Annotated in this window: 10 protein-coding genes; 7 read left to right on the top strand and 3 right to left on the bottom strand. The window is 35.7% G+C overall.

Going from position 1 to position 14,786, the window contains the following annotated elements; translation table 11 throughout:
* The first annotated feature begins 280 nt into the window (after positions 1 to 280).
* Positions 281 to 1,894 carry a UxaA family hydrolase gene (locus JMA43_RS12270; RefSeq protein WP_342156929.1) on the top strand — a complete coding sequence of 538 codons (1,614 nt, stop codon included), beginning with the start codon at positions 281 to 283 and terminating at the stop codon, positions 1,892 to 1,894.
* A 58-nt stretch (positions 1,895 to 1,952) separates the two neighbouring features.
* Here JMA43_RS12270 and JMA43_RS12265 read toward each other — a convergent pair whose 3' ends face one another.
* A complete protein-coding gene (locus JMA43_RS12265) occupies positions 1,953 to 2,969 on the bottom strand; it encodes a LacI family DNA-binding transcriptional regulator (RefSeq protein WP_342156928.1) in 1,017 nt (338 codons plus the stop codon).
* 337 nt (positions 2,970 to 3,306) lie between these two features.
* Between JMA43_RS12265 and JMA43_RS12260 the strand changes: the two genes are divergently transcribed.
* The 6 genes from JMA43_RS12260 (at position 3,307) to JMA43_RS12235 (ending at position 12,417) form a co-directional block, all read left to right on the top strand.
* Entirely contained in the window at positions 3,307 to 6,405 is a 3,099-nt protein-coding gene (locus tag JMA43_RS12260) for a SusC/RagA family TonB-linked outer membrane protein (protein WP_342156927.1), read from the top strand.
* A 90-nt stretch (positions 6,406 to 6,495) separates the two neighbouring features.
* Positions 6,496 to 8,109, top strand: coding sequence for a RagB/SusD family nutrient uptake outer membrane protein (locus JMA43_RS12255; protein ID WP_342156926.1), 1,614 nt, complete (start codon positions 6,496 to 6,498; stop codon positions 8,107 to 8,109).
* A 209-nt stretch (positions 8,110 to 8,318) separates the two neighbouring features.
* On the top strand, positions 8,319 to 9,350 hold the full coding sequence (locus JMA43_RS12250) for a DUF4861 family protein (RefSeq protein ID WP_342156925.1): 1,032 nt from the start codon (positions 8,319 to 8,321) through the stop codon (positions 9,348 to 9,350).
* A 30-nt stretch (positions 9,351 to 9,380) separates the two neighbouring features.
* The gene (locus JMA43_RS12245; protein ID WP_342156924.1) at positions 9,381 to 10,610 is read left to right on the top strand and encodes a glycoside hydrolase family 88/105 protein; all 1,230 of its coding nucleotides are present in this window, start codon (positions 9,381 to 9,383) and stop codon (positions 10,608 to 10,610) included.
* Between the two features lie 18 nt (positions 10,611 to 10,628).
* Positions 10,629 to 11,645: a pectinesterase family protein gene (locus JMA43_RS12240; protein ID WP_342156923.1), complete on the top strand. Its 1,017-nt coding sequence runs from the start codon at positions 10,629 to 10,631 to the stop codon at positions 11,643 to 11,645.
* A gap of 37 nt (positions 11,646 to 11,682) precedes the next feature.
* Positions 11,683 to 12,417: a rhamnogalacturonan acetylesterase gene (locus JMA43_RS12235; RefSeq protein ID WP_342156922.1), complete on the top strand. Its 735-nt coding sequence runs from the start codon at positions 11,683 to 11,685 to the stop codon at positions 12,415 to 12,417.
* 196 nt (positions 12,418 to 12,613) lie between these two features.
* On the opposite strand, the gene JMA43_RS12230 is transcribed toward JMA43_RS12235, so the two are convergent.
* Complete coding sequence (locus JMA43_RS12230) at positions 12,614 to 13,117, bottom strand: hypothetical protein (RefSeq protein ID WP_342156921.1); 504 nt, start codon at positions 13,115 to 13,117, stop codon at positions 12,614 to 12,616.
* Between the two features lie 2 nt (positions 13,118 to 13,119).
* On the bottom strand, positions 13,120 to 14,786 hold a 1,667-nt coding region (locus JMA43_RS12225), incomplete at its 5' end, for an RHS repeat domain-containing protein (RefSeq protein ID WP_342156920.1).

Genomic DNA, 14,786 nt, shown 5'->3' with positions numbered 1-14,786 from the left:
ATAATACAATACTGTCACCTCGAGCGCAGTCGAGAGGTTATTTGGCTTAATCGCTTTAAATAGGGTCTCGACTACGCTCGACCTGACATTTTAATCTTGATATGACACATTACGGATATTCAATATTTTTAATATGAAAAGGTGACCTATTAAAAAGGTTACAAGTGTATTAAAATTGAATTTATATCAAACTGAGATTACTATATTAAAAACATAAAATGTAAATGGTTAAAATTATAGCCAAAACTCAAAACCACATAACGAGTTAAATTGATTGACTATGGAAAAAGAATTGATAAAAGTACATCCAGATGACAATGTTGCTGTAGCTTTAAAAAACTTAACAGCCAATAGTGTTGTCGCATTTGAAGGAGCAAACATCACCCTACGAACCGACGTAAAGGCGAAACATAAAATTGCTTTAGAAACCTTAGAGGTTTCCGACAAGATATATATGTATGGGGTTTTGGTTGGAAGTGCTAGCAAAAAAATAGAAAAAGGTGCCGTAATTACTACTGAAAACGTTACGCATAATACCGAGAAAGTTACAGGAAAGACTGAAGAAGTTAAGTGGACAGCTCCCGATATTTCGAAATGGAAAGACCGTACTTTTAACGGATATCACAGAGCCGATGGTCAAGTTGGAACTCGTAATGTTTGGTTGTTCTTTCCTCTGGTTTTTTGTGAAAACAGAAATATTGAAGTTTTAAAAGAAGTGTTTGAAAAAGAGTTACTCAATCAAGATGTAAATAAACACAGATTGTTACTTCGCTCTCTTATCAATCAAAATGAAAACACGCAACAACAAGATGTAACTCAAGACACAGTTCCTGTTTTTGATAATATCGATGTGAAATTTATTACACATCAAGGAGGTTGTGGCGGTATTCGTCAAGATTCCGAAAGTTTGGCACGCCTTCTAGCAGGTTATGTTAACAACCCCAATGTTGCTGGTGCAACTGTTTTGAGTCTTGGATGTCAAAACCTTCAGATTCAAATTTTTAAAGATGCATTGGATAAAGTAGCTCCAAATACAGAAAAACCCATTATAATTTACGAACAGCAAAAAATGGGAACTGTTGAGGAAATGCTGAATACTATTATCGAAGATTCTTTTGCTGAAATTAAAAAGGCAAATCAAATTACAAGACAACCTGCCCCACTTTCAAAACTTAAAATCGGACTCGAATGTGGTGGTTCCGACGGTTTTTCTGGAATTTCTGCAAATCCAACCCTTGGTCATGTTTCCGACATTATTGCGGCCTTAAACGGTACTGCTATCCTATCGGAATTCCCTGAATTATGTGGTGTTGAACAAGAACTTGTAAACCGCTGTGTAGATGAAAAACAAAGTACACGCTTTTTACAATTGATGAAAGACTTTGAAAAATCGGTAGTAGATGCAGGCTCTGGTTTTGATATGAATCCTTCACCGGGGAATATTAAAGACGGACTTATTACTGATGCAATGAAATCGGCTGGAGCAGCAAAAAAAGGAGGCTCTTCTCCTATTATCGAAGTGCTCGATTACGGCGAATATGTTACCAAACCTGGGCTGAATCTTTTATGTACTCCAGGAAACGATGTAGAAAGTACTACAGCAATGGCTGGAGCTGGTGCCAACATTATTTTATTTACAACTGGTTTAGGAACTCCTACAGGAAACCCTGTAACTCCAGTGGTAAAAGTGGCTTCCAATTCAGAATTAGCCTTAAAAATGCCCGATATTATCGATATCGATACAGGCGCTATTATTCGTGGGGAAAAATCAATTGAAGAAATGGCTACCGTATTACTTGAATATATTATTGATATTGCCAACGGTAAGAAAACAAAAGCGATGGAATTAAATCAAAACGATTTTATTCCGTGGAAACGTGGAGTTTCACTTTAATAAAATTTAGATACAATATTCCAATAAGTCTTACAATTTATTGTAGCTTATTGGAATATTATTTTTTAGTTGAAGTCGCTCTAATTTTTAAGCTAGGCGCCAACACTACTTTCTTCTCTATTTTAACACTCGATTCTTTTACCTGCTCTAAAAATACCTTTGCCGACATTTTACCCATTTCTACCGGTAATTGGTCTACAGTACTCATTGATAATTCCATAAATTTTGTAAACGGTTCGTTACTGAAACCAATTACACAAAAGTCTTCTGGAATTCGGATTCCTCGTTTTTTTAATTCCTGAATTACTCCCAACGCTACATAATCACTCGAAGAAAATATTGCGTCTGGTGGTGTATCCAAAGCCAATAAAGTTTCAACCGATTTGTGTCCGGCTTTAATATCACTTTTGGTCTTAATTACATAATCTTCATTAAACTCCAAACCATGATCTAGCAATGCTTGTTTGTAGCCTTTATACCTGTTTTGATAAATCTCTAATGCCCAATCTCCAGACAAATGCGCAATTTTAGAACAACCCTGCTCAATTAAATGTTTTGTAGCATTGTACCCCGCTTGATAATCGTCGATAGTTACGGTGCTAACACCTTTTACATCTTTCTTTCTATCAAAAAACACCAAAGGAACATCTTTGTTTAAAACATGTTCAAAATGCGAAGTTTGGGTCGTTAATTTAGAAACCGACATTAAAATTCCGTCAACCTGAGCATTTAAAAGTGCATTAATATTGTCAACTTCAGCACTTTCTTCTTCATGTGTTTGGCAAATTATTACGTGATACCCCAATGGGTACAACTCCTCTTCTATCCCTCGAATAATTGCAGAGAAGAAATTTCTATCGATATAAGGAACAATAACTCCAACGTTGTTACTTTTCCCACTTTTTAATGCTAAAGCTAATTTATTTTGCTTGTAATTCATTTTTGCAGCTGTTTCCATAACGAGCTTTCGTGTTGCTGCACTTATTTTCGGGTTGTTATTTAAAGCTCTCGATACCGTAGCTGCAGTAACGTTTAACGCCTTTGCGATATCGTAAATTGTTGTTTTCTCGCTCATTAAATTTTTCTTGGCTGTTGAAAAGATTCTACAAAAGTAAAAAATCTTATGATAAACTATTTTTAATGTTATCGATTACAATTGAAATAGTTTTTGATAATTCTGACAACAGAATAAAATGCAAAATACTAAAAAATAGCATATTGCAACCTAAAAATTACAAAAATTGATGTTATTCTGTTAAATTTAGTAGGTTTAAATTATCATTTTGATATTTTTTTATACTAAAAATTTGTTTTTTAATACTTATTACTTAGATTCGTGCAATCGATTACAATTAACTAAAATTTAATGTTTAATAAACTAACTGTATTAAGAAAACAATCTAACAATCATCATGAAAACCAATCCACTGTTTAAAACAAAAAGTCATTACTTACTAACAGTAATTCTTATTTGCTGTTTCTCTCTAGTGAGTTATGGACAACAAAATGCAACCATTACAGGGACAATTATTGAGGCAGAAACCAATACGCCACTCCCTGGAGTTAATGTTATTGAAAAAGGAACATCAAATGGTACTACAACCGACTTTGATGGGAACTTTTCTATTAATGTAGCTTCTACAGATGCAACATTAGTAATTACGTATATTGGGTTTAAAACTCAAGAATACGCATTGAACGGATCTACAACCATGAATATTACTTTACAACCCGATACGCAATCGTTGGAGGAAGTTGTGGTAATTGGATATGGAACGCAAAAAAAATCTGATTTAACTGGTGCCGTAGGAAGTTTAGACTCTGAGTCGCTTACCGAAAGAAGTATGAACAACCCTTTAGAGTCGTTACAAGGTAATGTTCCTGGGGTGCAAATTTCGCCTTCTACAGGACGTATCGGAGATGGGTTTAACATTACCATTAGAGGTAAGAACTCTTTAGGTGAAAACACCAACCCTCTTTTTGTTGTTGATGGGGTTCCTACAGACAATATCGATTTCTTAAATCCGCAAGATATCCAACGTATGGATATTTTAAAAGATGCTTCTTCGACTGCTATTTACGGTTCTAGAGGTTCTAACGGGGTTGTAATTGTAACTACTAAAAGTGGTGCAAATGCTCCTGCAGAATTTACAGTTTCTTTAGATAGTTATATGGGGATAAAAGATGTAGCTCGCTTACCTAAAATGATGAGCGGAGAAAAATGGTGGTATTACCATCAGTCGGCTTACCTTGCTACTGCAAGTAACGGTCCAGACGGATATGTAACTCCAGAAACTCTTTATGCTGCTGTTATTGGTACTCGTAACTCTGAGCTTGAAAGAAGAGCATTAAACAATGAAACTTTCGATTGGTACGATGCTGTTTTGCAAACTGGTATTCAGCAAAACAACTATGTAAACGTTTCAGGTAGAACTGATGACGGTATGGGGTACAACTTAGGTATAGGTGCTCAAAAAGAAACAGGAAACATTCCGAATGAAGAATTAAAAAAATACAGTTTCAAATCTGGTATCGATAAAAAAATCAATTCAAAATTTGCTATTGGAGCTAACGTAACTATTTCGTTAACAGAACAACAAGACGGTAGTGACTTGGCAATGCAAGAGGCTTTTCGTTTGAATCCGTTTTTAGATCCTTATGCACTAGATAGCGATGAGCTTTTTCCGCTTCCTGGAAAATTAACAGATGCTGACGGAAACTTTGTAATTGACAAAACAAGTACTTACAACCCACTACTTGAAATTCAGAATACATCTGACGAAACAAGAAGATGGACAGGAGTTGGAAATGTGTACTTCCAATACAATATTTTAGATTGGTTATCATTTAAAACCACTTATTCTGCAGGATTTACAAATTCTAGAAGAGGACAAGCTTGGGGAGCCATGACAAATACTGGGGTTAACAACAACGACCTTCCTTCAGCAGCAATGGAAAAAGTAGAAACTTTTAACGGTACTTGGGATAACCAATTTAACATAGACCATACGTTTAACGATGTACATGCTTTTAACTTCTTAGCATTACAAAGTTTATATTACAGTAAAACCGAATCTTCTTTCCAAAGTTCTAGAAACATGCCTTTCGACACTGGGTTCTACAACATTGGTTCTGGAGAGCAAGGTACTTTTAACTTAGGAACAAACTATGCAAAACAAACCTTGAGCTCTTTTGCTTTACGTTTAAACTATGCATATAAAGACAAATACTTATTAACTGTTTCTAACAGATGGGATGGTTCTTCATTACTTGCGGAATCTAAACAATGGGATTCTTTCCCTTCAGCAGCAATTGGATGGAGAATTAGTGAAGAGTCTTTCTTGAAAAACTCAAATACTGTTTCTAACTTAAAACTTAGAGCTAGTTACGGTTACACTGGTAACAACAACGTATCTCCTTACGCTACACAAAACGGATTAGACAACCAAGTATATTACGATTTTAACGGAACTACTGCCAACGGTTGGTTGCCAAGCTCTTTAGCTAACAAAGCTTTAGGATGGGAGAAAACACGTGAGATGAACTTTGGTATTGACTTCGGGTTTTTTAGCAACAGACTTTTTGGTAGTGTTGATATTTACGACAGATTATCAGATGATTTAATTTTAGAGCAAAAATTACCAATCGAATCTGGATGGTCTTCAATCAACGCCAACGTAGCATCTGTAAAGAATGCTGGGGTTGAGGCGAGTTTAACAGGTAGAATTATCGACAACCAAAAAGTAACTTGGTCTACTACCCTTACGTTCACTAAAAACAACAACTCTATCGAAGAGCTTTACGGACAAGATGAAGTTGATGACGTTGGTAACGGATGGTTTATCGGTGAAGATATCGACGCTATTTACAACTACGATTTTGACGGAATTTGGCAAGCTAATGAGGCTACAGAAGCAGCTTCTTACAACCAATCTGAAGGACAAGCAAAAGTTAGAGACATCAATAACGATGGTGTTATTACACCAGAAGACGACCGTATAATTTTAGGAACTCCAAACCCAGACTGGTCTGGAAGTTTATTCACGAAGTTAACAGTTGGAAACATCGATTTATCTGCATCGCTTATTACAAACCAAGGAGTTTATGTTTACAGTCCGTTCCACGCTAACTTTACAGATACTCGAGACAGAGGTCGTCAAAAGTTAGATATCGACTGGTATGTACCAGAAAACCAAGCTGGAGTTCCTGCACAAGCATCAAACAATTATCCACAACCACGTAATATGGGTACATTTTGGAGAAATGATGGTGTAGGATACTACAAAGATGCATCGTTTGTAAAAGTGAAAAACATCTCGTTAGGATATACTTTTAATGAAAGTTTAATAGAAAAACTAAACATCAAACAGTTTAGAATTTATGCAAATGTTTTAAACCCATTTGTATTTACCGATTATGATGGATACGATCCTGAGTGGGCTGGTGCCAGTTTAGGAGTAGGACGCGTTAGTAATATTACGTATCAATTAGGAATAAACTTAAAATTTTAACCAACCATCAAATAAGCTCGTGCAATAGGTTTACACAAATATTGCCCGTTGCACGAAGCTTTTCAATCTCTTAAACAGAATCAAATGAAAATGAAAAACATCATATACAGTTTAGCTATTCTAAGCATCACGCTCGTTTCTTGTGATGATTATTTAGAAGAAGACAACCTATCAAACGTTACTGCAGAGACTTTTTACAATACTGCAGAAGGTTTTGAAACACTTGTAAATGCAAATTATGCACAGCTTAAAGAAATCTACGGAGACGATCCGTGGTTATTTGCTGCAGGAACCGATTTATATGCTGAAGGTCGTGACCAAGAACCACCAGGACTTAGTCAGTATACACAATTAACTCCATCTTCAACAGGAGTTGGGCAATTGTACACTACGTGTTATCAAGCTATTCAAACAGCAAATATGGCATTGTTTTACAGCGATATCACAGAACAATTTTCAGATTTAAATAAACGAATTGGAGAAGTAAAGTACTTGAGAGCAAATGCTTACTTTTTACTTGTTCAAACTTATGGTGGAGTTGGATTGGTTACAGATTATATCGATAGTCCAATTTTAACTTTTGACAGAAATTCAGCAGAAGAAGTATACAGCTTTATTATTGATGAGTTAGAGCAATCTTTAAGTTTAGTTGATGGTAGCTCTTACACAGGTAGAGTTAATAAAAGAGCGGTACAACATTTACTTGCAAAAGTACACTTAACAAGAGCTTACGAAAGTTTTGCTGCTTCTGATGATTTCTCAAAAGCAGCTTCGTATGCAGATGATGCTATTAGCGGACAGTCATTATCAATTCCTTTCAACGAACTTTGGACACCAGGAAATGAAATGAATGCAGAAACTATCTTTTCTGTTCAATTTAGTGAAGCTTCAAACAGTACAGACCCAACAGAACTTGGACACAAACAAAACTATTTCTTCAGTTCATACCTAGGAGGTTCGGAAGTTGCAGGAGATGCTCCTTACCGTTCTTACACACTTTGTCCTACAGATTTTGCTGTAAGTTTATTTGACGAAGGTGATGACCGTTGGGAAGGTACTTTCATGACAACAGTTTACGAAAGATATTACGACTATTTTGAAGTTGATGATACAAGTGGTCTTACAGTTGCACACTACTACGCTCCAAAATGGGCTAGTACAGATGCCGATTTAACTGCGTATGCTACTCAATATCCAGATGCAACTATTCATGCTTATGGAGAGTATGTGCCTTCAAAAAACAGAAACTTCGATTACGAAACTATTCCTGTTAAAAAGTTTGACGATCCAAAAGCACCTTTTGATAACGGTAGAACAAGTACAAGAGACATTGTTTTATCTAGACTTGCTGAAACGTATTTAATTGCTGCTGAAGCTTATTTACAATCGAGTCCTGCTACTGCTCTAGCACGTTTAAATGCTGTAAGAGAAAGAGCAAATGCAACACCAGCTACACAAGCAGAGCTTGACATTGATTATATTTTAGATGAAAGAGCACGCGAATTATTAGGAGAATACCACCGTTGGTTCGATTTAAAACGTACTGGTAAATTGGTAGAAAGAGCTTCAATGTACCACTATTTAATCAACCAAGGTAACTTTGCAGGAGCAAATGGAGAATTGAAAATTTTAAGACCAATTCCTCAAGAAGCTATCGATTTAAATCAAAATAAAGATTTCCCTCAAAATCCTGCATACAATTAATCCACTATTATGTTTTATATAATTTCTAAAGTCAACATTCATGATTAGCTGTTATAAATGTTTCAACATAACTCGAAATTATAGACAAACATAAGTTGTAGTTAGCACTGATGAACTTGATGCCTTTTCGGGTTATCAAGTTCATCTTTTTATAACTTACCCTTTAATTGTTCACATTACATACTACTAAAACACGAATCTCAATACTTATGAAAACACAAAAACTAATTATTCCGCTATGCTGTTTGGCTCTTAGTTTTTCATGTAAAAACGAAGAAAAAAAAGAAACCTCAACAGCAACACAAACACCCCAAACTACTGTTGTTAAAAACAGTTCAGAAAAAACTTATGCCGAAATTTCTGTTGCGCAAGGCGGAAATTGGGTAGATGGTCCAAGAGGCCACAAAGAATACAGTGAAGGTACATCCTTCAAAAATGTAACAAAACTTACCGTTCCTAAAGAACATACCGATCACTCTTGGTTTATTCGCTACGAAGGCCCAGGATGGGAAAGCAACAAAGTAGGTTACCGTTTGTATCTCGATTGGCGTAATGCTATTGATATCTTCGGAAAAACAACACACGATATCATTCTTCCAAAAGTTGGACAAGATGGTTTTGACTCTTATCACGAAATGAGCGATTGGGGAATGGATATTCTGAAAGCTGGAAAGTCTATGGGAATCGGTTCCATCGGAAGATATGTCGACGGAAAAGTATTGCATTTTGAAACGGTTGAAGAAACTACTGCAGAAGTTTCAAATTCAGATAACGCTTCATCAGTATTTATAAATTACAAAGGTTGGAAAACTGCAGGTGATAAAATCGACCTTCAGTCTACATTAACAATCACCCCAAACCATCGCTATACAAAACATCAAATTACACCTTCCGAAGCTATCGAAGGTATCGCAACTGGAATTGTAAAGTTTAAAGACATAGAACTAATCGAAAAGTCTACCGAAGACAACACTTGGGCTTATATCGCAACTTATGGCGAACAAACTTTAGTTCCAGATAAATTAGGGATGGCAATCTTCTACAAAACAGCAGAAGTTAGTCAGAAAACAACTGGAGAACACGATCATCTTTTGGTTTTCAAACCAACTACAAACCGAATTACATATTACTTTTTGGGTGCTTGGGAAAAAGAAAAAGATGGAATTACCAATAAAGAAGATTTTATATCTTACCTCGATGAAAAGTTAAACACACTTAGCAATACCAATCAATTACAATAAAATCAACTAAAATATTATAAAAGCACAAACATGAAAATTATATTTAAATCGCTATGTTCTTTTGCTTTTGCACTTGTTCTAACGAGCGCAATAAGTTGTAAAGAACAAAAGAAAGAAAATACTGTAACCGACACCCCTACTCCATTGGCAGTAGATACTACCAAAAAATGGTCAGAGCGTATGGCTCTTTCGATCATGAAAAGAAACGAACAAGCTTGGCAAATAGACCATGCAAAAAAACCGAAATGGGATTATGTGCACGGACTTGTTTTACTTGCTTTTGAGGAGTTGTACAAAGAAACTGGTAACAAAGAATATTACAACTACACAAAAGCTTATGCAGACGAATTAATAGACAGTAGCGGAACAATTATAAACTACGAGCTCGAAAAGTATAATATCGACATGATTAATGCTGGTAAAATTTTATTCGATTTATACGACAGCACTAAAGACGAAAGATATCGTAAAGCAATGGATACGCTTCGCCTTCAACTTACAGGACAACCACGTACAAAATCTGGTGGATTTTGGCACAAAAAACGTTACCCAAACCAAATGTGGTTAGACGGTTTATACATGGGCGCTCCTTTTTATGCTGAATACACTTCGACTTACGAAGATGGAAAAGCACTTGATGATATTGCTATGCAATTTGAATTAATTGAAAAAAATGCTAAAGACCCAAAAACAGGATTGCTTTACCACGGTTGGGACGAAAGTAGAGAAATGGAATGGGCCGACAAAAAAACGGGTACATCGCCAAACTTTTGGTCGCGTTCGTTAGGTTGGTATGCCATGGCACTTGTAGATGTGTTGGATTATTATCCAGATAATCATCCTAAAAAAGAAGTGCTAATCTCTTATTTAAACGAACTTGCAACGGCTGTTGTTAAGTTTCAAGATGCTTCTGGTTTATGGTATCAAGTAACCGATATGGGCGATAAAGAAGGAAATTACCTTGAAGCTTCTGGTTCTTCTATGTTAACTTATACGCTAGCAAAAGCTGTAAATAAAGGATACATCCCAGAAAGCTTTCAAAAAAATGCTGATGCTGGATTTAACGGACTTACTTCTCAACTAATTAAAGTAGCCGAAGACGGAGAAATTACTATTACACAAGTTTGCGCAGTAGCAGGATTGGGTGGTAATCCTTACCGAGACGGATCGTATGAATACTACGTAAACGAAAAGAAAAAAGACAACGATCCAAAAGCAACAGGACCATTTATTCTAGCTGCTCTAGAACTTGATAAATAACACAAGAAAATCAACTAAATGAACGCGTATTCACAAATAAAAAACATAACTGTTTATACCGTTTTACTGTTTTCGTTTTTATGTTTTCAATTAAAAGCACACTCATTTACTAAAAATGAGCTGTGCTTTTATAATTCTTACGACATGGTAGTTGCCAAAGATGGTAGTGGAGACTACTCCTCTATTCAAGCAGCTATTGATAATTGTAAATCGTATCCGTACGATAGAATCACCATTTTTGTCAAAGCTGGTATTTATCATGAAAAAATAACTGTTTACCAATGGAATCCACAAATAACCATTATTGGCGAAAACAAAGAAAACACCATTATTCAGTACAACGATTATTTCGACAGCATCAATCTCGGCCGAAATAGTACTTTTCATACACCTACACTCCAAATTGATGGAAACGACTGTGTTTTAAAAAATTTAACCATCAAAAACACTGCTGGAGAAGTTGGGCAGGCCATTGCTCTAACTGTTAATGCAAACCGAGTAAAAGTAGAAGATTGCAATATTATTGGAAATCAAGACACTTTATTTCTATCTGGAGAAGGGTTTAAACATTATTTTAAAGATTGTTTTATTGAAGGCACAACCGACTATATTTTTGGACAAGCAACTGCTGTTTTCGAAAACTGTACGTTACACACTAAAGCCGATTCGTACATTACCGCTGCTTCTACCGATAAAAATACTGCATACGGATTTGTGTTTCTAAACTGTCAATTAACCGCTACTAAAAACGCTACTAAAGTTTACCTTGGAAGACCATGGAGAATACATGCAAAAACAGTGTTTTTAAATTGCTCAATGGGCGATTTTATTCTTGCTGAAGGTTGGCACGATTGGAAAAAAAAAGAAAGTCATACTACAAGTTTTTATGCTGAATATAAATCTAAAGGCAGTGGTGCTTCTGTTGAAAATAGAGTTTCTTGGTCGCATCAACTAACAGAAGATGAAGCTAAAAAATACACCCTTTCAACTATTTTATCAGCAGAAAATGAATACACGAATTGGTATCACAATTAACCAATTCGTCAACTTCAGAAAATAAAATCACAACCCGATGAAAACACTTTTATACATTGCATTTTTTTCTTTTTTACTGAATACAAATGCGCAAGAAATTACAATCTATTCGATTGGCGATTCTACCATGGCGGATAAAAAAAATCCGGAAGAAAACCCAGAACACGGTTGGGTGCAAGTACTTCCTGCATATTTTAATGACAACGTAACAATTATAAACAAAGCTGTAAACGGACGAAGTACACGCAGTTTTATTGCTGAAGGTAGATGGGATTCTATTTATAAAAACTTAAAAGCAGGCGATTATGTACTTATACAATTTGGACACAACGACCAAAAGTCGAAAGACCCGAAGCGCTACACCAATCCGCATACGGCATATCGTTATAATTTAAAGAAGTTCATTGCTGAAAGTAGAGAAAAAGGAGCCATCCCGATTGTATTTTCGTCTATTGTAAGACGTAATTTTAATGAAGAAGGCGTGTTAGTCGACACGCACGGAGCTTACCCTCAAGAGGCAAGATTAGTAACGCAAGAGGAAAATATTACGTTTATCGATTTACAATACCTAACCGAGCAATTAGAAGAAAGTTACGGACCAGAAAAGTCAAGCGAATTACATTTGCATTTTCAAGCAGGAGAACATCCTTATTACCCAGATGGAAAACAAGACGATACTCATCTTTCTGAAAAAGGCGCCAATGAAGTTGCTAAATTATTTATTTCAGAATTAAAAAAGCAACAACATGCGCTTACTACTTATGTACGATAGTTTTGAGGGTAAACAGTCACGGAAACAGCTACGTTTGATTTCTGAACTTGATACTAGTGATAGAACCATTATCTTTAAGATGATTGACAAGATGCTCACTTCAAAGAAGTTTAAGGACTTTTTCAATAAAAATGTTGCTTCGCTTTAGAGCATAAGTCACTCAATAAATCTTGAGATTACGTCACATTCTTATAAATTAAGTCAACAAAAACATATAAATAGAAAAAGATAAAATTAGCATGCAAATAATAGCGCTAAGTGCAAAGTTAGCGATTCTTTTCCTGTTTTTCATTTCATTGAATTCCCTAAAATAATCCAAATAGGAATCCCCTTTAAATATCAAAAAGTAATTAAACATCAAGGCAATCAGTATTGTAATAATAATTGCTGTTTTGATAGGGGTATCCTTGGGCAGAATGTTCAATACCTTTAAGAGATTAAATAAGCCAAAAAGTAACAATAACATCAAAATATTCAGCCCTGCACCAGCAAACATCATTCTCGTACCATATGTTGGGTTATTCAAAGCATTTGAGACCTGTTCTTTTGGATTGAAAACCCCTTTTCTATAATAACCATCCTTTACCTTTCCAATATTAAAGATTTTAAATAATGGATAAGTGATAATATCCCCACAATATTTAAAAAACAAAAACAATGAATAATGGACAAAATTCCAAAACCAGACTATCTTTTTCATATTTAATTAGCAATTTGCTCTCCTGCTATCTCACCGGCTTGTCCACCATAATGACTTCCTATAACCCCTCCAACAATCCCACCAATAATAGATCCAGGAACCGCGCCTACTCCTCCGAACCATAATCCGATAGATGCACCTACTGCAGCTCCAGCTTCAGCACCTGCCCATCCACCTGCAATACTGCCAACAGATCTTGAAGTTGTAATGGTACTATTATAACCAAATTGACTTCCATCCAATGCATATGCATTACTAATATCATATAATGCAAAACCTACACTGACAGCTGGAGCAGCTCTACCAAATGCCCTTGTACCTTTAGCTAATTGATTAGTCCTTGCTAAATTATTAATTGCTCCATTTGAAAGGTTACTACCCCTTACTTGAGCATTCATAGCCATACTTACAACCCTGGATGGATCACTAAATCCTGCTAACCCTGTAAGTGCTCCACTCGCATAATCAATACCTCTTGAAAACTTAGGATTAGCATTTGTTAGTGATGAAACAACAATATTACCATTAAAAGCTGATATTCTACTTGTCGCTGAGTTTAATTGTCCTCCTAAATCATTTGCTGCTTTTTGGTATAAATTATCCCTGTTTTTTACACTTCCAACAACTGTTACTCCTTCTAAGTCATAGGCAAATTCACCAGATGAAACAATCTGACTTGCAATATCATCTATACTTGCTCCATTATTACTCTGTAAATATGCAAGTAGTTTCCCTACTTCATCATTTCCATTTTCATTATTTACGACAATATTACCAGCATTATCAATTTCATATAAGCCAGAGGGATCAGACCAATAAACAGGATTATTAAAAGCGAATCTATAAGGAGTTACACTTGGTGCTAACATTGCAAACATATCCATAGCATTAAATCTCCCTAGCGATGAGTCGTACTGTCTAAAATCCATTTCGTAGATATTTAAACCTAAAGTTTCCTCTAACTCAACACCATTGTATTTAAACTTCTTTGCTACACTATTCCCCAAAGACGATTTATCTGGTCCATATCCCCTGTGCTGTAACCCAAAAGGGTAATAATTACTCTCTTCTACAATTTCATTCGTAGCGATACTTCCATTATTATCCGCATCTTGGTAGGACAGTCTAACGTTGCCTAAGTGGTCTTTGTATTGATAGACATAGTTATATCCCGAACCTTCGGCATCTACATAGCCCTCTGCATGGTTGAAAAACTGTAAGTTCCCATTCTCATAAATGTAATTCCCTGCATAGTCTGTTGTAGCTCCGCTGCTCACAACCTTTTTTAATTTTACACCTGTTGCATCGTAAAAATACGAAATACTTCCCTCACTTGTCGTTACCTTGGTCGGTAAATTTAAATGATTGTAGGTAATGTTTGTAATTCCCTTGTTCTTATCACGTATTAGATTTCCGTTAACATCCCTTCCGTAGTCATTATCGGTATTGCTTCCATCTATAAAACCATAGTTCTTATTTCCTGTATCACTCACCTTTACTAAAAAGTTCCCGCCTGCATGATAAGTGTAGCTCAATTTATCCATCGGGTTACTAAGCGTTCCAAAAGAGGTTGCCGCTCCATTGATATGACCATTTCTAACTAGACTCGTTATATTTCCATTTTTATCATATGCGATACTTCCTAATGTATAACGGTCGGTTTGTCCAC

This window comes from Joostella sp. CR20, assembly GCF_038433465.1.
Taxonomy (GTDB): domain Bacteria; phylum Bacteroidota; class Bacteroidia; order Flavobacteriales; family Flavobacteriaceae; genus Galbibacter.
Note: the sequence above shows the minus strand (reverse complement) of the source record. Positions and strands in the feature narration are given on the sequence as shown.

What these genes read in the sequence shown, in the direction of transcription:
- JMA43_RS12255 (WP_342156926.1), top strand. Translation starts at nt 6,496, where the DNA reads ATGAAAAACATCATATACAGTTTAGCTATTCTAAGCATCACGCTCGTT.
- JMA43_RS12250 (WP_342156925.1), top strand. Translation starts at nt 8,319, where the DNA reads ATGAAAACACAAAAACTAATTATTCCGCTATGCTGTTTGGCTCTTAGT.
- JMA43_RS12245 (WP_342156924.1), top strand. Translation starts at nt 9,381, where the DNA reads ATGAAAATTATATTTAAATCGCTATGTTCTTTTGCTTTTGCACTTGTT.
- JMA43_RS12235 (WP_342156922.1), top strand. Translation starts at nt 11,683, where the DNA reads ATGAAAACACTTTTATACATTGCATTTTTTTCTTTTTTACTGAATACA.
- JMA43_RS12265 (WP_342156928.1), bottom strand. Translation starts at nt 2,969, where the DNA reads ATGAGCGAGAAAACAACAATTTACGATATCGCAAAGGCGTTAAACGTT.
- JMA43_RS12230 (WP_342156921.1), bottom strand. Translation starts at nt 13,117, where the DNA reads ATGAAAAAGATAGTCTGGTTTTGGAATTTTGTCCATTATTCATTGTTT.
- JMA43_RS12270 (WP_342156929.1), top strand. Translation starts at nt 281, where the DNA reads ATGGAAAAAGAATTGATAAAAGTACATCCAGATGACAATGTTGCTGTA.
- JMA43_RS12260 (WP_342156927.1), top strand. Translation starts at nt 3,307, where the DNA reads ATGAAAACCAATCCACTGTTTAAAACAAAAAGTCATTACTTACTAACA.
- JMA43_RS12240 (WP_342156923.1), top strand. Translation starts at nt 10,629, where the DNA reads ATGAACGCGTATTCACAAATAAAAAACATAACTGTTTATACCGTTTTA.